Below are 20,757 nucleotides of genomic sequence, written 5' to 3' on the forward strand. Positions count from 1 at the left end.
CGCCGGCGGGTCGCTCCATCACCGGCAGCCGTCACCTGGGGGGTGCCGACTCCCCTCAGCGTGCGGCGACGGTCACTTGTGGGTGCCGACGGCGTTGAGGTTCTGGCAGGCCTCGACGACGCGAGCGGCCATGCCGGCCTCGGCCGCCTTGCCCCAGGTACGGGGGTCGTACTGCTTCTTGTTGCCGACCTCGCCGTCGATCTTCAGGACGCCGTCGTAGTTGCGGAACATGTGCTCCACGACCGGGCGGGTGAAGGCGTACTGGGTGTCGGTGTCGACGTTCATCTTCACCACACCGTACGAGACCGCGTCGGCGATCTCCTGCGGCGCGGAGCCGGAGCCGCCGTGGAAGACCAGGTCGAGGCCCTTCTCCTTGCCGTACTTGGCCAGGATGGCGTCCTGGCACTCCTTGAGGATCTCCGGGCGCAGCTTCACGTTGCCCGGCTTGTAGACGCCGTGCACGTTGCCGAAGGTCAGCGCGGTCAGATAGCGGCCCTTGTCGCCGAGGCCGAGGGCTTCGACGGTCGCCAGGGCGTCCTCCGGGGTGGTGTAGAGCTTCTCGTTGATCTCGCCGACGACACCGTCCTCCTCGCCACCGACGACACCGATCTCGACCTCGAGGACGATCCGGGCGGCGACCGCCTTGGCGAGCAGTTCCTGGGCGATCTCCAGGTTCTCGGCCAGCGGCACGGCCGAGCCGTCCCACATGTGCGACTGGAAGAGCGGCTCCTTGCCGGCGTCGACGCGCTCCTGGGAGACGGCGATCAGCGGGCGGACGTACGAGTCGAGCTTGTCCTTCTGGCAGTGGTCGGTGTGCAGAGCCACGTTGATCGGGTAGTTCTTGGCCACGACGTGGGCGAACTCGGCGAGGGCCACCGCACCGGTGACCTTGTCCTTCACGGTGGACCCGGAGAGGTACTCCGCACCACCGGTGGAGATCTGGACGATGCCGTCGGACTCGGCCTCGGCGAATCCGCGCAGCGCAGCGGTCAGGGTCTGCGAAGACGTGACGTTGATGGCCGGGTAGGCGAAGCCGTTCGCCTTGGCCCGATCCAGCATGTCGGCATAGACCTCAGGAGTTGCGATGGGCATGTGCTCTCTTCTCTCTCATCGTGCCGTCCGTCGCCCTCGGGGTCCCGGACCGGTCACCGGCGTCTGCTCCCCACCGTCCGGTCTCCGGACTCCATCGGCGGCACCGACGGTGGTTGTGCTCACAGGGCAAGCCTAATGTGTGCCCGTTCCGTGGTGGGGGGACCCCCGGTGGTTCGTGAGGTGAGGATCGGCGGTCAGTGGCCGATGCCGGAGAAGTCGACGCGGCAGCGTCCCCGGGAGTACAGCCGCAACGCCTGGTCCAGGGCGGCCGGCGTGACGCCGAGATCGTCGACCTCACACTCCCAGGGGCCGTCCGGGGTGACGACGACGTACCGGTCGCCCCGACCCCGGGTCCCGCGGACGGTCGCCACCACGGCCTCACCGGCGGGCGCGGCCGCCGACTCGGGCAGCGACACCTCGTCCTCGCGCGCCGTCACGTCGTCCGTCGCCGTCCTGCCGGCGCCTCCCGCCGCCGTCGCGGCCCTGCCTGCGCCTCCCGCTGCGGCGAACCGGTCCCAGTCCCAGTAGCGGCCGGCGATCTGGATCCCCGGCCACGAAGCGGTCAGCACCTCGCCCTCCCCCACCCGGCGACGGTGACGTACGGCCAGCCGCCAGATCACCAGGCGGACGACCACCAGGGCCAGCGAGAACCCCAGCACGACGCCGGTGACCTCCCATTGGCCGGTGCCCTGCCAGGAGTCGCCGGCACGCCGCGTCCAGGCGTAGTAGCCGCCCCAGACGAGGAGGGTGACGACCAGCCCGCCCACGGCCGCGACGAAGCGGCGCCGGGCGAGGTCCTGACACGCCTCGGCCGGCCGCGGGTCCCAGGCGACGTGGAGGAAGTCCCCCAGGTTCTCGGGGGGCGCAGACGGTGCGGGTCGCATGGGGCCAGTCTGCCAGCCGCCGCCCAGCAGCGGCCCAGGAGCGGCCCGAGGCAGGCGGCTGACCTGACCGAGGCCGCACCCAGCGGCCTGCCCGCAGGCGCATCGGCCACCGACGATCCGCGCTCAGGCTCCGTTGCCGGTGCCCGCCGGAGTGATCTTCATATGGATCCGGTAGCGGTCGGCCCGGTACCACGACGTGGCGAACTCCATCGTGGTGTCCCCGCTCTTCGTCACCCGTTCCTGCACCAGCAGCGGGGCCTTGCGCGGGATCTGCAGGACGTGGGCGTGGACCGCGTCGGCGGCCTCGGAGCGTACGGTCTGATAGCCCGACGAGACCACGAAGCCGTACTTGGTCGCGAACACGTCGTAGAGCGTGTCGAGCTTCTGCTCCAGCAGCCCCGGGAACAGCGCGGAGGGGTAGTAGCCGACCTCGTGGGCCATCGGGGTGCCGTCGGCGAGCCGCAGTCGTTCGACCCGGACCACCGGGCGGCCGACCGGGACATGCAGCTTCTCGGCCACCTCGGCGTCGGCGGCCACCTGGCTCGCCGCGAGCACCTTGGTCTCCGGGCGCAGGCCCCGCTCGCGCATCTCGCGGGAGAAGGAAGTCAGGTGCAGCTGGGAGTCGACCTGCGGGCCGGTGACGTACGTCCCCTTGCCGTGCACCCGTTCCAACCGGCCGACCTCGACCAAGTCGGCGATCGCCTGGCGCACGGTCACCCGGCTCACCCCGAGGCCCGCGACGAGCGTCCGTTCGGAGGGGATGGCATCACCCGGCTTGAGTCCGGTGTCGATGAGTTCCTCGAGCCTCCGGCGTACCCGAACTCGCTTGGTGGTGGTCCCGCCCTCCTGGTCGGTCGGGAGCTTCGCCAAGAGGTCGCCGGACGTACTCACCGATGGGTCCACGGGTCACCTTCCTGTTGGCGGTCGTCGAATCGCGTCCTACCCGGTCGCGCCCCCACGGCCGGCCCATCTCGGATCCTACGGGACCGGCTGCCGGAAGGGAGGGGCATCCCCGTTGAGCGTCTGCTCAGCTGGCCGGTCGACTGTTCGGGGCGTTCCGGCCCAGCGCTGCGCCCAGTGGTACATGGCGATCGCGGCGGCCGCACCCGCGTTGATCGACCGGGTCGAGCCGTACTGCGTGATGGCGACCAGTTGCTCACAGGCGGCGAGCAGGTCGTCGGTCAGGCCGGTCCCCTCGGACCCGAACACCAGGCAGCAGGCCTGCGGCAGCGTCGTACGTTCCAGCGGGACCGACCCGGGCAGGTTGTCGACGCCGATCAGCGGGATCCGGGCCTGGTGGGCCCAGGCGGCGAGGTCGGCGGCGTCCGGGTGGTGCTGCACGTGCAGGTAGCGGTCGGTCACCATCGCGCCGCGGCGGTTCCAGCGACGGCGGCCGACGATGTGCACCCCGGCGACGTTGAAGGCGTTGGCGGTGCGGACCATCGACCCGATGTTGAAGTCGTGCTCCCAGTTCTGGATCGCGAGGTGCAGCGGATGGCGCCGGGTGTCCAGGTCGGCCACGATCGCCTCGACACTCCAGTAGCGGTAGCCGTCGACGACGTTGCGGTGGTCGCCGGCGGCGAGCAGGCCGGGGTCCAGCCGGGGGTCGTCGGGCCAGGGCCGCGGGTGCGGGCCGACGCCGGGGGCGGCGGCCGGCGGGTTCTGGGGAGCGTCGGGCTCGGGTGCGCCGCGCTCGGGTGCGGGGGTGTCGGGCTCGGGTGCGGGGGTGTCGGGCGCCTCGCGCTGGGGTGCCGGGCCCTCCGTCCCCGTCGTACGCCGATCGAGCCCGGTCATCCGGCGCCGACCGCGGGTGTATGGGCATCCACAGGCATGCTCAGCGGCGCCCCTTGCGCAGGGCGTACGCCATGTTGACCAGCACGATGCCGATCCAGACGACCAGCCCGCCGACCAGGCCGCTGATGCCGGCGAAGACCGCGGTGAGCGGGATCGCCAGGCTGAGCGAGACGATGCCGAGCACCATCTGGTTCTTGCTCTCGGCCTTGGCGAGTTCGTGCTGTCGGATCCGCTCGGCCTCCTCGGAGGCGCTCCGGGCGACCAGCGCCTGCTCGACCCGAGCAGTGAACGAATCGACCAGGGCCTGGTCCATCTCGGCCCCCAGTTCGCGGCGCGCCTCGAGAGTCGCCCGGGCATCCGCCGGGTCCACCAGCGGCTCCGAGGGCGGGATCGCGGGAACCGACGGCCGACCCTGCGGCACGTTCTGCGGGAGGGCCGGTGGCAGGTTCGGCGGGACGGGCTGTTGGCTCCGAGCGCCGGGACCGGCGAGACCGGAAGGAACGGCGTACGGGTCGGGCGGGGTCGGACCGGCGCTCATGGCCACCACTGTAGTGGGGGTGTCCATCACGGCGGCCATCGGAGGACCTGCAGTGTCCGGCGCCACACGGCCGTGGACGGGAGACCGGTCGACAAGCCCACCATCCGTCCCGCGAAAGCCGTCCCGCGAAAGCCAAGTGTGTCTCTTGCAAGATTCTCACCCGGGGGGTGACACTTCTGGCGCCCTGCAAGGAGGGGGTGAATCTCCGGAAAGGCTGCGACAAGAGCATTCATGGGACCGAACGCTTCCGGGCTTGTCACCCCCGGGGTGCATCTTCGGCTCAACAACATCCGTGCCTGAGTCGATCAGCGTCACGAAACGAGCGCACCCAAGTCACGGGGCGGCACACCGTTTCCGCGTGCCCAGCCGTTCCCGGCGCGCCCAGTCCGGCCCCCCGACTCCGGACGCTGCCGGCCGCCCCCAAACGCGGCAGCATGTGCGGACGCGTCCGGGGACGAACACCAGCGTTTAGTTCAGCAGTAGCGTTTGGGGTGCCGTACCGGCTCCGTCCAGTGTGGGTGTTCATCCGACAGCGACCGGAGCCACCGCGCCGAACGCCCAGATCGGATGAGACCGGGACGCCGGTGCCCCGCACGCCGGCGCCCCGCACGCCGGTGCCTCGCGACGCCAGTGGCCCGGGCCTAAGCCCGCGCCACTGAAGGATCATCGCGGTGTCCGCGAACCGCGGCTCACTACTGGGGGTTCTGCGGCCACTGCTGTTGGTTCGGCTGCTGAGGGTTCGGCTGGGGCTGGCCGTACTGCTGCGGCTGCCGAGGCTGACCGTACTGCTGCGGCTGCGGAGGGTTCTGCGGCCACTGCTGGCCGGGCTGTGTCGGTGCCTGACCGGGCTGCTGCCCCGGCTGGGCGGACTGCGGGGGCTGCTGATACTGCGACGGCTGGGGCTGCGGCTGATACTGCGACGGCTGGGGCTGCGGCTGATACTGCGACGGCTGCTGCTGCGGCTGGCCCTGACCCCAACCGGGCGGCATCGCCGGCGTACCGGACTGCTGCTGCGGCAGCGCCTGCGGCGCCCCCTGCTGCCCCTGCCCGCGGTAGGAGATCTCGCCGAAGCTCACGTCGGGCGACGTACGCGCCACGTCGTTGACCTCGAAGTAGGCGGCCTTCTCGAAGTGGAAGTTCCCGGCGATCAGGTTGGTCGGGAACGACTCGATCTTGGTGTTGTACTCCCGCACGTTCGCGTTGTAATAACGCCGACCGGCGGCGATCCGGTCCTCGGTCTCGCCCAGCGCGCGCTGCAGCTCGAGGAAGTTCGTGTTCGACTTCAGGTCGGGGTACGCCTCGACGCTCACCAGCAGGTTGTGGATAGCACCGGACAGCTGCTCCTCGGCCTCGGCGCGCTGGGCCGACGGGGTGGCACCCTCGTGCGCGGCGAGCGCAGCGGCCTGGTTGCGCAGCCGGGTGATGTCCTCCAGCGTGTTGTGCTCGTGGGCCGCATAGCCGCGGACCGTCTCGACGAGGTTCGGGATCAACTCGTAGCGACGATTCAGCTCGACGTCGATCTGGCGCCACGACTCCTGCACCCGGTTGCGCAGGCGGACCAGGCCGTTGTACGCCCCGATCGTCCAGCCGACCACGCCGATAACGAGCAGCACGAGGATGATGAGGAAGATGATCAGCCCGTTCATGGGTCTCCTGTTCATACGATGCAGGGGCACAGCTAGCTTAGCCGGGCTCAGGCCAGGCGGCTCAGGACCGCGTTCATTCCTCGATCGATGGGTGAAGTTGCCCGCCGATCGAGGAACAGGGGCACCGTCGCCCCAGCGCCCGCCCGGTCTAGACCAGCCCGAGGTCCTCCGCCGCGGACAGCGCGTAGCGGTATTCCAGTCCGGCCTCGGCGACCTTCTCCGCGGCCCCGGTTCCCCGGTCGACGATCACCGCGACGGCCACCACTTCGGCGCCGGCCTCGCGCAGCGCCTCGACGGCGGTCAGGGCAGACCCGCCGGTGGTGGAGGTGTCCTCGACCACCAGGACCCGGCGGCCGGCGACATCGGTGCCCTCGATCCGGCGGTGCAGCCCGTGCTGCTTGGCCTCCTTGCGCACCACGAACGCGTCCAGACGCCGGCCGTCGGCGGCGGCGGAGTGCAGCATCGCGCCCGCGACGGGGTCGGCGCCCAGGGTGAGCCCGCCCACCGCGTCGAAGTCCAGGTCGGCGGTCAGCGCCCGCATCACCCGGCCGACGATCGGCGCGGCCACGCCGTCCAGCGTCACCCGGCGCATGTCGACGTAGAAGTCGGCCTCCCGGCCGGAGGACAGCACGACGTGTTCCCGGACGACGGCGAGGTCGTTGACGAGACCGATCAGGGCTTCGCGATCGGCGGCGGAGATATCGGAGCGAGCCATATCCGGGACTCTAGCGGCGGCTGCTGACATCGGCAGAACCGTCATCGACGACGACAGGGGTAGCAGACGACGACAGAGGTAACAACGGAGGTGCCGCACGGGATCACAACGACCTGTCCCCTGAAACGACCCTGCTCCCTGAAGCAGGCAGACGTCCTGAAGCAGTCGGACGTCCTGAAGCAGACCGACGGTCCCGTAACTACTTCTGCCGGGTGCTCACCAGATGGCCGAAGACGATGTAGCGGTCCGGGGACCGGAACAGGTCGGCGCAAGTGGTCAGCGTGATCAGCTTGTCGGTCGGGTGCTCGCCGGGGTGGCCCGGCACCGGGTCGAGGACCCAGGTGTCGGCGTCGGTCACGGTGGCCGAGAAGTCCATCACGTACGTGTAGACGGCGTCGCGGGTCTCGACGTCGATGGTCGCGCCCTTCTGCAGGCTCTTCAGCTCGCGGAACGGTTGCCCATGGGTCACCACGTGACCGGCGACCGCGAAGTTGCCGACCTGGCCGGGACCGACGGTGTTCTCGTACCAACCCAGCCCCCGGGCGAGGATGGACTGATCGGTCCCGTCGAGGATCGGCACCGCCCAGGAGTCACCGAAGGCCGGCACCCGCATGATCCCCAGGGCGTCCCCGGGGATGCGGGTCACCGTCCCGTCGGGGCGTACGTCGCCGCTGGTCGCGGCGGCGGGACTCGTCTGCCCGCTCGACCAGTCCTGCTGCAGCTGGGTGGCGGTGCGGCCGTACGACTGCTGGGAGATGATCGTCGTGCCGACGTACTGGTAGCCGAACCAGCCGAGCACGGTGAGCCCGATCACCAGCAGGAGGATGCCCACGACGAGGCCCACGGGGGAACGCCGGCCCGGGGAACGCCGACCCGGGGAACGGCGTGCGGCGGACGGACGGTCGGCTCTGGAACTCACGGGCCCATTCTCGCGACCGGCGGGGTTCGTCCCAAGTCGGCGTGATATCCGGGAGTGTCCGGGACGCCGAGGGAGCGCCCGCTCAGTGCCCGAGGAACAGCTCCGGCGGCACCGGGGATGCCTCGGCGTCCGCAGCGGTGAACGGCCGCGCCCCCGCGCACCAGTCGGCCAGCGCCTCCTCGTCGAGGAACCGGTAGGCGAACACCGCCGCGGCCGCCTCCCGGGCCAGTTCCCGGGTCGGCAGCGGCGCGGCGGACCCGTAGAGGATGACGTTGCCGAAGCGCCGGCCCCGCCAGGTGGACGGTTCGGCGGAGATCGCGGCGTGCGACCAGGTGGCCCGTACGCCGACCGCGACCCGCCGGGACCAGTCCATCGTGCCGGCGTCGGTGACGTTGGCCAGGAACAGGCCGCCCGGCACCAGCACCCGGCGGACGTCGGCGAGGAACTCGGCGGTGACCAGTTCTCCCGGCACACGGGCCCCGTCGAATGCGTCGAGGACGACGATGTCGGCGTGGTCGGCGGGGATCGAGGTGATCCCGGACCGTCCGTCGACGGGCCGCACCTTGATCCCGGAGCGGCGCGGCAGCGGCGCCTTGTCCCGCACCTCCTGGGTGAGGGCGGCGTCGGGTTCGAGGACGAGCTGGGCGGAGGTGGGTCGGGTCGCGGCGACGTAGCGGGCCAGGCTCATCCCGGCCCCGCCGATGTGCACGATCCGGATCCGTTCGCCCGCCGGGGCGTACGCGTCGATCGCCTCGGCGATCCGCTGCATGTAGTCGAACTCCAGCACGGTCGGATGCGCGGGATCGATGTGGGACTGGTCGGTGGTGCCGATCCGGACCAGCCAGGCGCCGGGGCGGTCCGGGTCGGGCAGTACGCGTGGCGGGACGGGACGTTCCCCGGGAGGGCCGGAACCGCCGGCGGGATCGGGGCCGCCCTCCGGTTCCGGGCCGTGCGGGCGGGATCGGCGGCGGGACATGCCTCCACCGTACGGGACGCCTCCGCACCGACGCCCCGGAGCGGGACCGCCGACGGGACGGCGCACAGGACGCCGTCGCCGACGCCACCGTACGAGGGCCCCTGGAAACCCCTCGGGGGCGAATCCCCCATCACCGCCACCGGTGTCCCCCATTGCACCCGGAAGAGCCGCTGTATCCCTTTACGACGGCCCGCGGAGAGGCGACGCTGGATGAAGAGGGCGCCGCGGACGGTGCCTCACGATCACACCGGGCCCGATCGTCGGGTCCACCCGTCAGGGACAAGGAATCCGGAAGGAACCCGCCATGCTCGACATCGGCATCACCCGCCCGGCCGAGGGCCGCGTCATCGCCGGCGTGTGCGCCGGCCTCGGCGCCAAGTTCGGCATCGATCCCCTCATCCTGCGCATCGCCTTCGCCGTTTCGCTGTTCTGGGGCGGCGCCGGCGCTCTCGTCTACGCGATCCTCTGGGTGCTGATGCCCAGCGAGAAGTGACCCGGAAGGCCACGACATGAACGACTGGTACCGCCCCCGCAACAACCGCGTGATCGCGGGCGTCTGCGCCGGCATCGCCCGCAAACTCGGCATCGGCGCCAACTGGGTGCGCCTCGCCTTCATCCTGCTGATCTGGTTCGCCGGCGTGCCGCTGTGGATCTACCTGATCGGCTGGATCCTGATGCCGAACGAGCCCTGATCGACCTCGCCCTGACGATGCGACGATGCGCCGCGGTCGACCCCACGGGACCGACATCGCCGTGACCGACCCGCACCCCTGATCCCCGGGCGACGTTCCAGGTGTCCCCCCACCTCGTGTCCCCCCTTGCACGGACGTCGCCCGGTCCCCCGGAGGCCCGGAGAGTTCCCCCACTCTCCGGGCCTTCGTCATGTTCGTGGGGAGATCTGGCCGACAGGGGATCGTCGTCCGCATCGTCCAGGAAGCCGGTTCCACCCTCCCCAATGGTGTTCGCGCCTGCGGTGCTCGCGCGACCTCTGGTTCTCCTGCGACCTTCCCCTATGACCGCTCACCGAGGGTCAACACCAGGGCTTGCCGCCGACAGCCGCCGCCCGACCTGTCCGGTCGACAGTCGCGTCGGCATACGCACTGTGGCGGCGGTTCGTGGTAATAGGGTTCGGCCGACCGACAAAGATATCGGCGCCATGGGACGCAGCGCCCGAGTTCTGGAGCCCCGCTTGTACAAGATGTACACTCGAGGCATGACAAACGGAACTCTGAGCTACGACTCTGTGGCAGAGGCTCGTGCCAACTTCAAGGATCTCAGTGTCGCCGCGTCCGAGGGACGACCGGCGCGATACATGCGCGAGGGCAAGAGCGTCGCCGTGGTGGACCTCGATCGCCTCGTCCGCACCGTGGCGCTGCTCCACCCCGCGAAGGCCGAGGTCTTCCACGAGGACGATGCGGTGGGCCTGGCGATCCCCGAACTCGGCTTGGCAGTCGAGGGAGACACCCTCGACGACGCAGTGGTCGACATGGTCGAGGCACTGCGCGACTACGCCCAGGACTGGGTGGACCACCTCCGCACCGCCTCCAACCACAGCGACAACTGGGGTGTGGTCCAGATCATCGAGGGATCGGACGACGCCTATTTGACGAAGTGGATCCTGGGCCAGGTCTCGTGACCGGGTTCCCGGCCCCGAACCGCAAGGCCCACCGCGACTTCTGCCGGATCGAGGGCTGGACAGAGGTCAAGAACGCGACCGGAGGATCGGTCCGACACCATCCCACCTTCGAACTCGTCCTCCCCGATTCCACTGTCCTTCGCACCCATATCTCGCACCCCGTCAGCAGCAAGGAGACCTACGGCAAGGGGGTTTGGGCAACCATCCTGACGGCACAGCTCCGCGTCACCGAAGAGGAGTTCTGGGCCTGCGTCGAGCACCAGGTCCTGCCCAACCACGGAGCGTCAGCACGCCTAACGAGGACCACCCTGCCGGCAGCGCTGGTCCACCAACTCATCATGGCCGGCATCCCCGAACGCGATGTGCTCGCAATGAACCGGGACCAGGCGATCGCCACGATGACCGAGATCTGGTCGGCCCCCAAGGACTGATCGCCCGACAGCCACCGTCCAGTGGATCGACGGAGCGTGATCGCGAGTTGCACAACATAAGTATTTCGGATTACCTTCCTAAGCGCACCTAATACCTCGGTGGCCCCACGCCGCTGATCCCCTGCCATGGAAGGCCTGAGCATGAAGACTCCCCGCATCCTCCCGGCGATCGCAGGTCTCCTCGTCGCCTGCCTCAGCCTGAGCGCATGCGCCGGCGGAGGATCTGCCGCTCCGGCCGCCAGCAGCTCCGCGTCCGGCTCGACCGCCCTGACCGATCTGCAGAAGTCGGGCGTGCTCAAGGTCGGCACCGAGGGCACGTACGCCCCCTTCACCTTCCACGACCAGACCACCAACCAGCTCACCGGCTACGACATCGAGGTGATCACTGCGGTCGCCGGCAAGCTCGGGGTGAAGCCGCAGTTCTCCGAGACCAAGTGGGATGCGATCTTCGCCGGGCTGGAGGCCAAGCGCTACGACCTGGTCGCCAACGAGGTGTCGATCAACGATGACCGCAAGGCCAAGTACGACCTGACGGCGACCTACTCGGTGTCCTACCCGGTCGTCATCGTCAAGGCCGACAACACCGCGATCACCTCGATCGGCTCACTCAAGGGCCACACCGCCGCACAGACCGCGACGTCCAACTGGGGCACGTTCGCCACCGACAACGGCGCGACCCTGAAGCCGGTGGACGGTTTCACCGAGGCCGTCGCCGCGGTCAAGGACGGCCGGGTCGACCTCACGGTGAACGACAACCTGGCCGCTCTGGAGTACTTCACCACCACCAAGGACACCAGCGTGAAGACCGCCGTCGAGGTGCCCGACCAGAAGGTCCTCCAGGCGTTCGCGCTGCGCAAGGACTCCGGCTTGGTCGAGCCGATCAACCAAGCGCTGTCCGACCTGGCCGCCGACGGCACCCTGGCGAAGATCGGCGAGAAGTACTTCGGCAAGGACATCTCGCACTGATCGGTCGCTGAACCACTTCGTCACCGAAATCACTGGGGAATCACCGGAAGGGGTGTGCCATGGATCCGGCCACGTGGGAGCTGATCGTCAGGTCGATCGGCCCGCTGCTGCTGGGGGCGGTGGTGGGGACCATCCCGCTCACCGTGGTGTCGTTCGCCGTCGGGCTGGTGCTGGCGCTGCTGGTCGCGCTGGCCCGGCTGTCGTCGGTCGCCGTGCTGCGCTGGCTGGCGACGGCGTACGTGTCGATCATCCGTGGCACGCCGCTGCTGGTGCAGTTGTTCATCATCTTCTACGCGCTGCCGATGCTGGGGGTGGTGATCGACCCGTTCCCCTCGGCGGTGATCGCCTTCTCGCTCAACGTCGGGGGCTATGCCGCCGAGACCATCCGCGGCTCGATCCTGGCCGTCCCGCGCGGACAGTGGGAGGCCGCCACCACGATCGGGATGGGCTACACGCTCACCCTGCGTCGGGTGGTGCTGCCGCAGGCGCTGCGGGTGGCGGTCCCGCCGCTGTCCAACACCTTCATCTCGCTGGTGAAGGACACCTCGCTGGCGTCGACGGTGATGGTCACCGAGTTGCTCCGCCGGGCCCAGGAGATCGCTGCCCCGTCGTACCAGTTCCTCGCGCTGTACTCGCTGGCGGCGGTCATCTACTGGGTGCTGTGCAGCGGGCTGTCGTGGGGCCAGCAGCGGCTGGAGCAGCACCTGGGCCGATACGTGACGGTCTAGCTGCCACCTGATCCGGCCACCACAAGGTCCGGCCGCCACACGATCGAGGAGAACGAGATGAGTCTGCTGGAGGCACGGGAACTGCAGAAGTCCTTCGGCGACCACCGGGTGCTGCGAACGGTGGATCTGCAGGTCGACGAGGGGTCGGTGACCGTCCTGATCGGGCCGTCCGGCTCGGGCAAGACGACACTGCTGCGCTGCCTCAACGGCCTGGAGAAGCCGGAGCAGGGCACCGTACGGGTCGACGGGGTGACCCTGGACTGGGCGCAGCGCCCCGGCCGGGACCAGCTGCGGACGCTGCGCGCCCAGTTCGGGTTCGTGTTCCAGGCCCATCACCTGTTCCCGCACCTGACGGCGCTGGAGAACGTCGTGGAGGGCCCGATCCACGTCCAGCACCAACCGCCGGAGGTGGCCCGGGAACGGGGTCGCGCGCTGCTGGACCAGGTGGGGCTCTTGGACAAGGCGGACGCCTTCCCGTCCACCCTGTCCGGCGGTCAGCAGCAGCGGGTGGGGATCGCCCGGGCGTTGGCGCTGCAGCCGAAGGTGATCCTCTTCGACGAGCCGACCTCGGCGCTCGACCCGGAGACGGTCGGCGATGTGCTGCAGGTGATGCGTGACCTGGCCCGGGACGGCTGGACGATGGTGGTGGTCACCCACGAGATCCGGTTCGCCGAACAGGTCGCCGACCATGTCGCCTTCCTCGACGGCGGGGTGATCGTCGAGGAGGGCGCGCCGGCCCAGGTGCTGCGGGAGCCCCGGGAACCGCGCACCCGCCAGTTCCTCCGCCGGGTCCTCGACCCACTGTGGAGCGTCTGACCGAGTCCCCACCCGCGGCGCACCGGCCGGCATGCACCCTCGTCCACGGTGTGCCCCCCTCGCGCACGATGTCGCACGCTCGATCCGCGTCCGTGTCCCGGCGAGTCACCTGCCCCGCTGCTGATGTCGGAAGCCGTCACGCGCGTCGCCGGTGGGTTTCACCCACGCGTTTGTGCGGGTAGTCAGACACAAACGCATGGGTGAACCGCGCCTGTGGCGTGATTGGGATCCTCTTCACGGGAGAAGGTCGACCGCATGGGCGATGCGCCGTCGGTCCGCAGATCGCTTCTCGTTCCTACCGCGTCGGATCGTCGTACAAGAGCGGGGCTCTGTCGGATCCTTCGATCCGGCAGAGCCCCTGGTGACCATGTCCGGCCTGTGGCGCCCCAGGCCGGATGTTCAGCCGATCTCGTGGAGCAGGTAGGCGCGAGCACCCTTGTACTTGGCCGTCTGCGTGAGCGGGGTCCCGTTCCCGTCGAGGCTCCAGTACCTGGTCCGGCTCGGGCTGTGCTGCATGATGATCGGCTGCCCGTTCACTGTCGACAGTCCGACGACGAGAGCAAGGTGGTCAACCTTACCGTCTGCGCCGTTGTCCCAGTCATAGGCGATGACGTCGCCCGGTTGAGCGCCGGCCGCCGTGGAATCGGACCAGTCGATCTCCTTGATCGTGGCGTAGCCCTGGTCGACCACGTAGTTCTTGAACCAGTCCGCACTGGCCGCCGCGGGAGTCGTGCCATAGACGGTGTTCACCGGCAGGGGTGGCAGCCCCCAGCCGAGGTCACGGGTGGCGCCGTCTCGCCACTGGTCGCTCTGGGGAAGTCCGGCGTACCACCAGGCTTGAGAAGTGAAGTAGGTGCAGTCACTCTCGAGGTCGCCGTCGTCGTAGACGTGGGCGAAGGCATAGGCGACGGCGAGGTCTGGCTGGAACATGCGGGTGGGGCAGGCCGGGGCGACTGGGTTGTTCGTGCCCGTGTCGATGTCCACGTCAGCCACCCACCGTCCGTCGGCGGCGCGATACCACAGGTCGTCCCAGCCGCCGGCGGGGATGTAGTTGCTGAAGTGCCCCTGAACGCGCTGGCCGCGCGCGTAGCAGACCAGGCCGATCTGCGTCCCCTCCTGGTAGGTGCCGGCCTGGCCGGAATCCAGCGACGGGCCGCTCATCCGTTGTGTCGTCTTCGCCACCGTGGCAGTTGCTGCCGCGGTGGTCGCGGCCGGCGATGGACTTGCCGCTGCTGGCTGGGCGCTCAGTGCGCCGAAACTCACGGCGATCATGGCTGCGGTAACGATGCCCGCGCCTGTCTTCAAGGTGATCCTGTTCATCTCTCGCCCTTCAACAAACCAACGATTCGGACGGAAGACAGTGAGTTCACTCTACTGTATGGTCGTCAACGGCGCCGCAAACGCTTCCAACGAGAAGATTATCCGATGCCAGGTCGAATGGAAACGTACGAAGAATCACAACGGAAGTCCGCTGGGATGCACCCTGGAACTTCACGGTGCCGACATCCTGAGCCGACCTCCACCACCCCGGCACTTCCTGTGGCACACAGCACCGATCGACGGCCGGCTGGAACACCTACTCGGCACAGCTCTCAGGTTCCGGAGCCCTGGTCGACTACCGGCTCCTCACGCTCCACACTTACGCTAACTTTTTTATAGTAGCTTTCAGTGGCCGTCAGGGACAGCCGCGTTGGACCTGCGCCTTGACCCAGGCCGCACTCTGGTAGGCGATCGCCCCCACCCAGGAGATGGGCGTACGTCGCTCATCCGACGGCCACACCGACACCGAGGCGGGCACGCAGCGGTCCATCCACATCCGGGTCCGGGAGACATGGCTGGTCTCGGTCATCACCGCGACCCGGGACCATCCGTGCTCCTTCACCAGCCGCGCCAGCACCCCGGCCTCACCGCGGGTGGCGTACGGGTCGGGCTGGACACAGATGACCTCCCAGCTCGCCGGATCACAGAAGTCCTTGGTGTAGACCTCCCCGGTCTTCGGGTTCACGCTCACCGTCACGATCAGCGTCCGCGCCTCCCCGGCCGCCATCAGTTGCCGGGCCTCCGCGATCCGGCCCTCAGCCGGACCGATCACATAGAGCGCATCCACCGGCTGCACCGGGTCGACCCGTGGGCGTACGACGAGCACGGTCGCCACCACCGCGCAGCCCAACAGCACCACACCGATCATTGCCAGCACGGCCGGCCATCGCCGGCGGGTCCCCCCGACCGTCCCCCGCTTACGCATGGTCAGAGTCTGCCCGGCGGGACAAGGCGCCGCGGCATCGGTCCACTACCCGTCAGGCCGAGGCCTCTCCGGCAGGCACACATCTTGCTCGCGGAGGCCACGGCCTGAGAAGCTGCCCCTTGTGAGCAAGAGCTTGGGGGAAGCGCTCAGTTCGCACGACAATGCGCTCAACTTCGTACGACTATGTCTGGCCTCGGCGGTCATCGTCAGCCACACCATCCCGGTCGCCGGCTACGGCCCTGGATGGTACGACAGGCTGGGCAGCTGGGGTGACTGGGCAGTGAATGGCTTTCATCGCCTCTGGCTATCTGATCGCGGGGAGCAGACTGCGCACCGGCCCTGGCGCCTACCTTTGGCGGCGAGCGCTCCGTATCCTGCCGGCCTTCTGGGTGAACCTCACCCTCACGGCGTTCCTTTTCGCGCCCGTGTCGACGCTACTCGTCGGAAAGACCTACGCACTGCTGGACGGCTGGCACGGAAGCACGGCGCGCTCGTCTTCGGCACTCTCACGGTGCTGGCGATGATCGGGCTTCCGTTGGCGACGGGGCCGCTTGATGTCACCACGAACCTGTATCTGCATGGAATCAGGCTGGCGGCCTACTTCTGCGCCGGAATGTTCCTGTTCTTCGTCCGCGACCGCATCTCAACGCGCTGGTGGGTGGCAGCCGCAGCACTGGCTGCACTCGTACCGCTGAGCGCGTTCGGCCTCGCATCGGCCTGGGGTCAACTCCCGTACGGCGTCCTGATCCTGTGGCTGGGCGCCCGCTTGCCGATCCAGTGGGGAGCCCGGAACGATATCTCGTACGGCATCTACATTTACGCGTTCGCCGCGCAGCAGTTCCTGGCCATCCTCCTGGGTGACCGCCTCCCGTTCGTCGCGACCTGTCTGCTGGCGTTGGCCCTGACCATTACGTTGGCGCTGGCCTCTTGGGTCTGGGTGGAGAAGCCGGTCACGAGGCTCAAGAACCTTCGACTCGCGACGTCGCCCATAGGTTTCGGCGTGACCATCCGACGCGATCCCGGGAGCGCAACCGCGCGGATCCGACCCGCTACCAGCGTTCGGGATCCAGCCGGTGATCGGCCCAGCACATCAGATCACTCTCAAATGAATGAGGCGTCATGAGTCTGCCAGTGAACCGAGAGACGGAAAACTTGGCTGAGTGGGGCGATGTCCTCGTCATTTCCCCCCATCTCGACGACGCCTTGTTGAGTGCCTACGAGATCATCCACCGAACCGGCGCAGAGGTCTGGACGGTCTTCGCCGGAGAGCCGGACCCACCCATGACAACTGACTGGGATCGCACCTGTGGGTTCCCCGATTCCCACACCCTGATGGTCCGCAGGAGGGCAGAGGACATCGCGGCCTGCGATGTGGCGGGAGCGCGGTATCGGCACCTGAACGGCCTCGACGGCGCCTACACCGACCCGCCCCGGAGGCAACGCGACTTGGAGCAGATGAGTCACGACCTGCTCGACTGGCTGGGGTCCAGACCGGGCCGCCGGGTCACTGTGGTACTGCCTGCTTGTGCGGGCACGACTGTGCCGCCATCGCTCTTCGACCTCGTGAAGCGCGTTCGATCACCCCGCGCCTCGGCGTCACGGGAGGCCAGCACGCACCACACGCCGCCCACGGACGCAGCTGACAAGCAGGTGGCCGCGAGCAAGGAGACCGCAGCTGCACCGAGCTCCCAGCCTGTCACATCACCGAGCCCGTCGCTGAGGGACAGCCTTCGCCATCTTGCGCAAGAGGCTCTGCATCGTGAGTATCAGTGGCGCCGACACTGGGCTCTCCGCAAAGGCTGGGCCGTGAACAACGACCATCTCGCAGTTCGAAACGCCGGCTTAGCCGTTCTTGCAAATCAGCCCGGGATCCAGATCGTGCTTGCAGAGGACCTGCCCTACCTCTGGGGCGCCCCTGCAGATGCCGAGATAGCTCGCGTAGCGCGTCAACACCGATGGATGGTCAGCCCACGCGAGTTTACTGTCGATCGTCACGGCAAGCACAGAGCGATAGCGCACTACACGTCTCAGTTGTCCGTCCTTGAGCCCAGCGGGCGCCTCTCCGCGGCGGATTCGTTGCCCACCATCGAGAGATCGTGGGTCCTCCGGTCAAACACCCGCTGAGAGGGCTCACACTGGGAACATCTAGGAAGTCAGCCAGCACGGGCTCTTGGTGCGGCCGGACACTACAGCGATTCACCAGGAAGGCCCAGGAATCCTGACATCCAGGCCCACACCGAGTTGGGGTTCGGGGATCCGTCTGAGAAAATAGTAGTAAACACAGCCGAGTAGCACCCCGATGTGCACGGCCCAACGTATCCTGATTCCGTCCCAGTCCCTAGTAGACCGAAACAGTATCATTTTGAGTGCGGCACCTATTGTCCGCAGCAGGTTTGTCGCCCACCGGCTGCGCCCCACAAGGGGAGATTTCCCACCCAGGCCATGCCTGACACAGACCAGGACGTGCGCTCTCCCTGCGCGCCGGGCGACTCTTGCAGCTCTACTCACGTCGGTACGAGTACGGTAAGCAATCGAGGCGCAGCGAACATCTGGCACCTCGTAGCCAGCTGCCCGGAGCCGCAGCGCCAAGTCATTGTCCTCACCCGCGGACGGGAGAGACTGGTCGAAGCCCGAGACTCCCAGGATGACATCACGCCTGATCCCGAAGGTGCCACCCATCAGGATCGGGAAGTTGTTGTCATGCTGCCACAGGATCTCGGGATCAGGGATGTCGGCGTCGCCCACGAGGGTCCGAATATCATCGGGGGATCCGATGAAGCGGTCCTCACTCAACTCCACTGCCATGCCAGAAAAGACCGGAAATATTTTCAGCATTCGCACACCATCGCGCACCCACCACCGCGACACACAGTCATCCGCATCACAGAAAAGCAACTTTTCCGATGCCGCAACCGCAATTCCTGTGTTGCGTGCATAAGACACCCCTTGCCAACGTGATGCCGCAACAACACGAAGACCCGGCACTCTGCCCTGCCATGCAGCGACCGCCTGCACGAGATTATCTGTGGACCGATTGTCCACCACCAGCACTTCGAACTCTGGCGCATCGATTTGTGAAGCGAGCGCCTCAAGTTGCGTCCCCAGAGTCGACGCAGCATTGAAGCAAGGAATAATAACTGTCACCAACGGAACTGGCATGCCCTTTCCCCCAATCAGGCACTCTGACGAATATTTGTCTCTCTTGTAACCGAAATGATCGACCACCCCGCCTCCAGCCCGCCGAAACCACGGGGCGGATTATCCCCACAGGGGGTCAGCGCTGAGCAGCCTCCTCCACACCACGGAAATCAGCATCAAAATCTGGCTGCAGATTCTCACATTTTCGCATATGTGGCAGGTACTTCAATTGAAGCGGATGATAGACTGCCGAAAATACTCCCAAGTACGGCACAGGGTAACGGATGAATTGCCCCCTTATCTCGCCGGGACTCTCCCTCAATGCGGCCGAGAAATACGCAAGACGCGCCTTGACCTCGCGCAACCATTCGTCGGTGAACGGGGAATGCGGTCGACAGATGTACGCGCAGGAACCGACCAAGGCCGGAAAGTGTAGTTTCAGATCTCGGTTCAGGATCGGGCCACAATCCGCCATAGCCGCGTGCGAAACCTCAGAGTAGCCCGCCAGCCACGCCTCCGGATCGCGTTCGAGCATGTCGAATGCGTCCACCCATGGGTGCTGCAGCGGCTTGATGTCGGTCCACCCGCCGCCGTAGTGATGGGCAATGTATACCCGTAGGTAGTCCGAGCGGTGGACTGCCGACAAATTCCAATACGCCTCTGGCAGCGGATCGGACTCGACGATCCAATCGCCGAGGTTCTCCGGGGTGATCAGAACCACCTCCTGGGCCCGCAGCGTCTCCCGGATCGATTCAAGAGCCCGCACCCGGGGCGCGGGCATCGGATTATTCCCCGTCCATGCGCAGAACACGCGGCGCGACACATCGCCGGGCACGAGCATGCTCGTCGTTGACGCCAGAAACGTATGTGGGTATCGCTCTGCGGAGTACTCGTACGGGTTCCACCGGTGAGCCCGACGAATCACCGCATCAACGGTCTGGGTGACGATCGGGCTGAGTCGACGCCCCGCCAGCCAAGTGACATGCTTGATCTTCTTCACGCTTCGGACGGCCGGATTGACCACACGTATCACCTCCTCGGCAGAGCCGATTTCACTCTTGTCCTGCCGGACCCCATTTATACTTCTGAAAGATTTAAACTTCTAAAGTAATCAACCCGTCTCTACCGAAGTCTATAGAATCGAATGCACGGAAGCATCTCGAGATAGATCAGGGTCTTCCCAGCCGTTCGGGAGCTCAGCCACCACACGCCAGGTCGGATCGAGATGCCGCGAGCGCCAATCTCTGCCGCCGCGCATATGGAACAGGGGCGCCCACACCTCGGAATTATTATTGCCCTCATGCAGGACGTTTGAAACATAACCGGCCCAGTACGAGTACGTGGAGTTACTCAGGACCAGACGACGCGCCACCGCAAGATCACGAAAATCTTCGGCTGCCGACGTGCCAGCCCCACCGAAGTGAACGACCGGACTGAAGGAAGCAAGCCACCCCAAACTTTCACGGCACCATGTCAAATCGTTGGACAGCACCCGAATCGATGGGATAGTGCGCTCTGCGGCGGCTTGATCGACCGCGAGACGCACATAACTCGGGGTATCCATCCCATAGCGCTGAGCCAAATCAGGATACTGATAATAGCTGCCCCGCCGGACATGTACAACAAGTTCATCGGTCTGATCGGAAGCCAGCACACGCTCAGCCACATCTGCGAACAACGGAGCCGTCAACAGGCGCTCGCGGACGAAAGTCGCCAACTCGTCCTCGGTGAAATCCTCCCCGAAATTGCTCATAGGTGCAGTGGCTCGTTGATCGGTCAGTCGCACGTCACGCCGATCAATCAGCAGGTCAGCAACCGCAGGGAAGACGGAAACCCACGGATCGGACTCGGAGCGGCGCAGTACGGCACGCTGCAAGCCGCCGTCACGCCCACTGGCAGCCCACATCCAGTGGTACAAGAAGTTGCCAAGACCCAAGCCCGGCAGCGTCCAGAAAACTTCTCGAGGACCTCGACGCACGACCCCGAGCGTGCGGGCCAACAAATCCCCAAATGGTCTGTCCGCGCCATCAGTCGGACGAGCAGGCCGCCCGGACGTCCCTCCACGCATTCCCCCACCTCAGTCTCGGATCGTCAGATGAGAGATGGGTCACGCGAGCGATCCCGATCCTGCACCCAGCACAGACTCTATACGGTTCGAGAGTGCGATCGTGACGACACTCAATCATGCTAATGTCCAGTCCACTCGGAGCCTCGTACCTGCATCAGTGGATCT

At 67.2% G+C, this 20,757-nt stretch carries 23 protein-coding genes; 9 read left to right on the top strand and 14 right to left on the bottom strand.

Annotated features, from left to right (window positions below):
• Positions 1-72: 72 nt before the first annotated feature.
• From fbaA to R0145_RS14550, 9 genes are all read right to left on the bottom strand, one after another.
• Positions 73-1,092, bottom strand: coding sequence for a class II fructose-bisphosphate aldolase (gene fbaA / locus R0145_RS14510; protein ID WP_317837576.1), 1,020 nt, complete (start codon positions 1,090-1,092; stop codon positions 73-75).
• Positions 1,093-1,286: 194 nt separating this feature from the next.
• Complete coding sequence (locus R0145_RS14515; RefSeq protein WP_317837577.1) at positions 1,287-1,976, bottom strand: hypothetical protein; 690 nt, start codon at positions 1,974-1,976, stop codon at positions 1,287-1,289.
• 123 nt (positions 1,977-2,099) lie between these two features.
• On the bottom strand, positions 2,100-2,867 hold the full coding sequence (locus R0145_RS14520) for a GntR family transcriptional regulator (protein WP_317837578.1): 768 nt from the start codon (positions 2,865-2,867) through the stop codon (positions 2,100-2,102).
• Between the two features lie 87 nt (positions 2,868-2,954).
• On the bottom strand, positions 2,955-3,575 hold the full coding sequence (locus R0145_RS14525; RefSeq protein WP_317840260.1) for a TrmH family RNA methyltransferase: 621 nt from the start codon (positions 3,573-3,575) through the stop codon (positions 2,955-2,957).
• A 235-nt stretch (positions 3,576-3,810) separates the two neighbouring features.
• The gene (locus R0145_RS14530; protein ID WP_317837579.1) at positions 3,811-4,308 is read right to left on the bottom strand and encodes a hypothetical protein; all 498 of its coding nucleotides are present in this window, start codon (positions 4,306-4,308) and stop codon (positions 3,811-3,813) included.
• 692 nt (positions 4,309-5,000) lie between these two features.
• A complete protein-coding gene (locus R0145_RS14535; protein ID WP_317837580.1) occupies positions 5,001-5,954 on the bottom strand; it encodes a LemA family protein in 954 nt (317 codons plus the stop codon).
• 148 nt (positions 5,955-6,102) lie between these two features.
• On the bottom strand, positions 6,103-6,669 hold the full coding sequence (gene pyrE, locus R0145_RS14540; RefSeq protein WP_317837581.1) for an orotate phosphoribosyltransferase: 567 nt from the start codon (positions 6,667-6,669) through the stop codon (positions 6,103-6,105).
• Positions 6,670-6,868: 199 nt separating this feature from the next.
• Positions 6,869-7,513 carry a class E sortase gene (locus tag R0145_RS14545; RefSeq protein WP_317837582.1) on the bottom strand — a complete coding sequence of 215 codons (645 nt, stop codon included), beginning with the start codon at positions 7,511-7,513 and terminating at the stop codon, positions 6,869-6,871.
• A 157-nt stretch (positions 7,514-7,670) separates the two neighbouring features.
• Positions 7,671-8,564: a fused MFS/spermidine synthase gene (locus R0145_RS14550; protein WP_317837583.1), complete on the bottom strand. Its 894-nt coding sequence runs from the start codon at positions 8,562-8,564 to the stop codon at positions 7,671-7,673.
• A 304-nt stretch (positions 8,565-8,868) separates the two neighbouring features.
• On the opposite strand from R0145_RS14550, the gene R0145_RS14555 reads away from it, so the two are divergent.
• The 7 genes from R0145_RS14555 to R0145_RS14585 all read left to right on the top strand — a co-directional run bounded on the left by R0145_RS14555 (position 8,869) and on the right by R0145_RS14585 (position 13,141).
• The gene (locus tag R0145_RS14555; protein WP_317837584.1) at positions 8,869-9,057 is read left to right on the top strand and encodes a PspC domain-containing protein; all 189 of its coding nucleotides are present in this window, start codon (positions 8,869-8,871) and stop codon (positions 9,055-9,057) included.
• Positions 9,058-9,073: 16 nt separating this feature from the next.
• A complete protein-coding gene (locus tag R0145_RS14560) occupies positions 9,074-9,256 on the top strand; it encodes a PspC domain-containing protein (RefSeq protein ID WP_317837585.1) in 183 nt (60 codons plus the stop codon).
• 521 nt (positions 9,257-9,777) lie between these two features.
• On the top strand, positions 9,778-10,200 hold the full coding sequence (locus R0145_RS14565) for a hypothetical protein (RefSeq protein ID WP_317837586.1): 423 nt from the start codon (positions 9,778-9,780) through the stop codon (positions 10,198-10,200).
• On the top strand, positions 10,197-10,631 hold the full coding sequence (locus tag R0145_RS14570) for a hypothetical protein (protein WP_317837587.1): 435 nt from the start codon (positions 10,197-10,199) through the stop codon (positions 10,629-10,631). Before R0145_RS14565 ends, R0145_RS14570 begins: the two co-directional genes overlap by 4 nt.
• 141 nt (positions 10,632-10,772) lie before the next feature.
• Positions 10,773-11,597 (top strand): transporter substrate-binding domain-containing protein, encoded by an 825-nt coding sequence (locus R0145_RS14575; protein WP_317837588.1) that lies wholly within the window; start codon positions 10,773-10,775, stop codon positions 11,595-11,597.
• A gap of 59 nt (positions 11,598-11,656) precedes the next feature.
• Positions 11,657-12,325: an amino acid ABC transporter permease gene (locus R0145_RS14580; RefSeq protein WP_317837589.1), complete on the top strand. Its 669-nt coding sequence runs from the start codon at positions 11,657-11,659 to the stop codon at positions 12,323-12,325.
• 57 nt (positions 12,326-12,382) lie between these two features.
• Positions 12,383-13,141, top strand: a complete 759-nt coding sequence (locus R0145_RS14585) for an amino acid ABC transporter ATP-binding protein (RefSeq protein ID WP_317837590.1) — start codon at positions 12,383-12,385, stop codon at positions 13,139-13,141.
• A gap of 399 nt (positions 13,142-13,540) precedes the next feature.
• Here R0145_RS14585 and R0145_RS14590 read toward each other — a convergent pair whose 3' ends face one another.
• Positions 13,541-14,461: an amidase domain-containing protein gene (locus R0145_RS14590; protein WP_317837591.1), complete on the bottom strand. Its 921-nt coding sequence runs from the start codon at positions 14,459-14,461 to the stop codon at positions 13,541-13,543.
• Positions 14,462-14,816: 355 nt separating this feature from the next.
• Positions 14,817-15,386: a hypothetical protein gene (locus R0145_RS14595; protein WP_317837592.1), complete on the bottom strand. Its 570-nt coding sequence runs from the start codon at positions 15,384-15,386 to the stop codon at positions 14,817-14,819.
• A 121-nt stretch (positions 15,387-15,507) separates the two neighbouring features.
• On the opposite strand from R0145_RS14595, the gene R0145_RS14600 reads away from it, so the two are divergent.
• Both R0145_RS14600 and R0145_RS14605 read left to right on the top strand, forming a co-directional pair.
• Positions 15,508-16,509, top strand: a complete 1,002-nt coding sequence (locus R0145_RS14600; protein ID WP_317837593.1) for a hypothetical protein — start codon at positions 15,508-15,510, stop codon at positions 16,507-16,509.
• Entirely contained in the window at positions 16,506-17,510 is a 1,005-nt protein-coding gene (locus R0145_RS14605) for a PIG-L family deacetylase (RefSeq protein ID WP_317837594.1), read from the top strand. The genes R0145_RS14600 and R0145_RS14605 overlap by 4 nt, the downstream gene beginning before the upstream one ends.
• A gap of 72 nt (positions 17,511-17,582) precedes the next feature.
• Here the strand turns inward: R0145_RS14605 and R0145_RS14610 are convergent, their stop codons facing one another.
• The 3 genes from R0145_RS14610 to R0145_RS14620 form a co-directional block, all read right to left on the bottom strand.
• A complete protein-coding gene (locus tag R0145_RS14610; RefSeq protein ID WP_317837595.1) occupies positions 17,583-18,611 on the bottom strand; it encodes a glycosyltransferase family A protein in 1,029 nt (342 codons plus the stop codon).
• A 49-nt stretch (positions 18,612-18,660) separates the two neighbouring features.
• A complete protein-coding gene (locus R0145_RS14615) occupies positions 18,661-19,524 on the bottom strand; it encodes a capsular polysaccharide synthesis protein (RefSeq protein ID WP_317837596.1) in 864 nt (287 codons plus the stop codon).
• 132 nt (positions 19,525-19,656) lie between these two features.
• Complete coding sequence (locus tag R0145_RS14620; protein WP_317837597.1) at positions 19,657-20,460, bottom strand: alpha-1,2-fucosyltransferase; 804 nt, start codon at positions 20,458-20,460, stop codon at positions 19,657-19,659.
• Positions 20,461-20,757: the final 297 nt, after the last annotated feature.

The organism is Raineyella sp. W15-4 (assembly GCF_033170155.1).
In the GTDB taxonomy this organism is placed as follows: domain Bacteria; phylum Actinomycetota; class Actinomycetes; order Propionibacteriales; family Propionibacteriaceae; genus Raineyella.

What these genes read in the sequence shown, in the direction of transcription:
- fbaA (WP_317837576.1), bottom strand. Translation starts at nt 1,092, where the DNA reads ATGCCCATCGCAACTCCTGAGGTCTATGCCGACATGCTGGATCGGGCC.
- R0145_RS14515 (WP_317837577.1), bottom strand. Translation starts at nt 1,976, where the DNA reads ATGCGACCCGCACCGTCTGCGCCCCCCGAGAACCTGGGGGACTTCCTC.
- R0145_RS14530 (WP_317837579.1), bottom strand. Translation starts at nt 4,308, where the DNA reads ATGAGCGCCGGTCCGACCCCGCCCGACCCGTACGCCGTTCCTTCCGGT.
- R0145_RS14535 (WP_317837580.1), bottom strand. Translation starts at nt 5,954, where the DNA reads ATGAACGGGCTGATCATCTTCCTCATCATCCTCGTGCTGCTCGTTATC.
- pyrE (WP_317837581.1), bottom strand. Translation starts at nt 6,669, where the DNA reads ATGGCTCGCTCCGATATCTCCGCCGCCGATCGCGAAGCCCTGATCGGT.
- R0145_RS14550 (WP_317837583.1), bottom strand. Translation starts at nt 8,564, where the DNA reads ATGTCCCGCCGCCGATCCCGCCCGCACGGCCCGGAACCGGAGGGCGGC.
- R0145_RS14555 (WP_317837584.1), top strand. Translation starts at nt 8,869, where the DNA reads ATGCTCGACATCGGCATCACCCGCCCGGCCGAGGGCCGCGTCATCGCC.
- R0145_RS14560 (WP_317837585.1), top strand. Translation starts at nt 9,074, where the DNA reads ATGAACGACTGGTACCGCCCCCGCAACAACCGCGTGATCGCGGGCGTC.
- R0145_RS14565 (WP_317837586.1), top strand. Translation starts at nt 9,778, where the DNA reads ATGACAAACGGAACTCTGAGCTACGACTCTGTGGCAGAGGCTCGTGCC.
- R0145_RS14575 (WP_317837588.1), top strand. Translation starts at nt 10,773, where the DNA reads ATGAAGACTCCCCGCATCCTCCCGGCGATCGCAGGTCTCCTCGTCGCC.
- R0145_RS14580 (WP_317837589.1), top strand. Translation starts at nt 11,657, where the DNA reads ATGGATCCGGCCACGTGGGAGCTGATCGTCAGGTCGATCGGCCCGCTG.
- R0145_RS14585 (WP_317837590.1), top strand. Translation starts at nt 12,383, where the DNA reads ATGAGTCTGCTGGAGGCACGGGAACTGCAGAAGTCCTTCGGCGACCAC.
- R0145_RS14590 (WP_317837591.1), bottom strand. Translation starts at nt 14,461, where the DNA reads ATGAACAGGATCACCTTGAAGACAGGCGCGGGCATCGTTACCGCAGCC.
- R0145_RS14595 (WP_317837592.1), bottom strand. Translation starts at nt 15,386, where the DNA reads ATGCGTAAGCGGGGGACGGTCGGGGGGACCCGCCGGCGATGGCCGGCC.
- R0145_RS14605 (WP_317837594.1), top strand. Translation starts at nt 16,506, where the DNA reads ATGAGTCTGCCAGTGAACCGAGAGACGGAAAACTTGGCTGAGTGGGGC.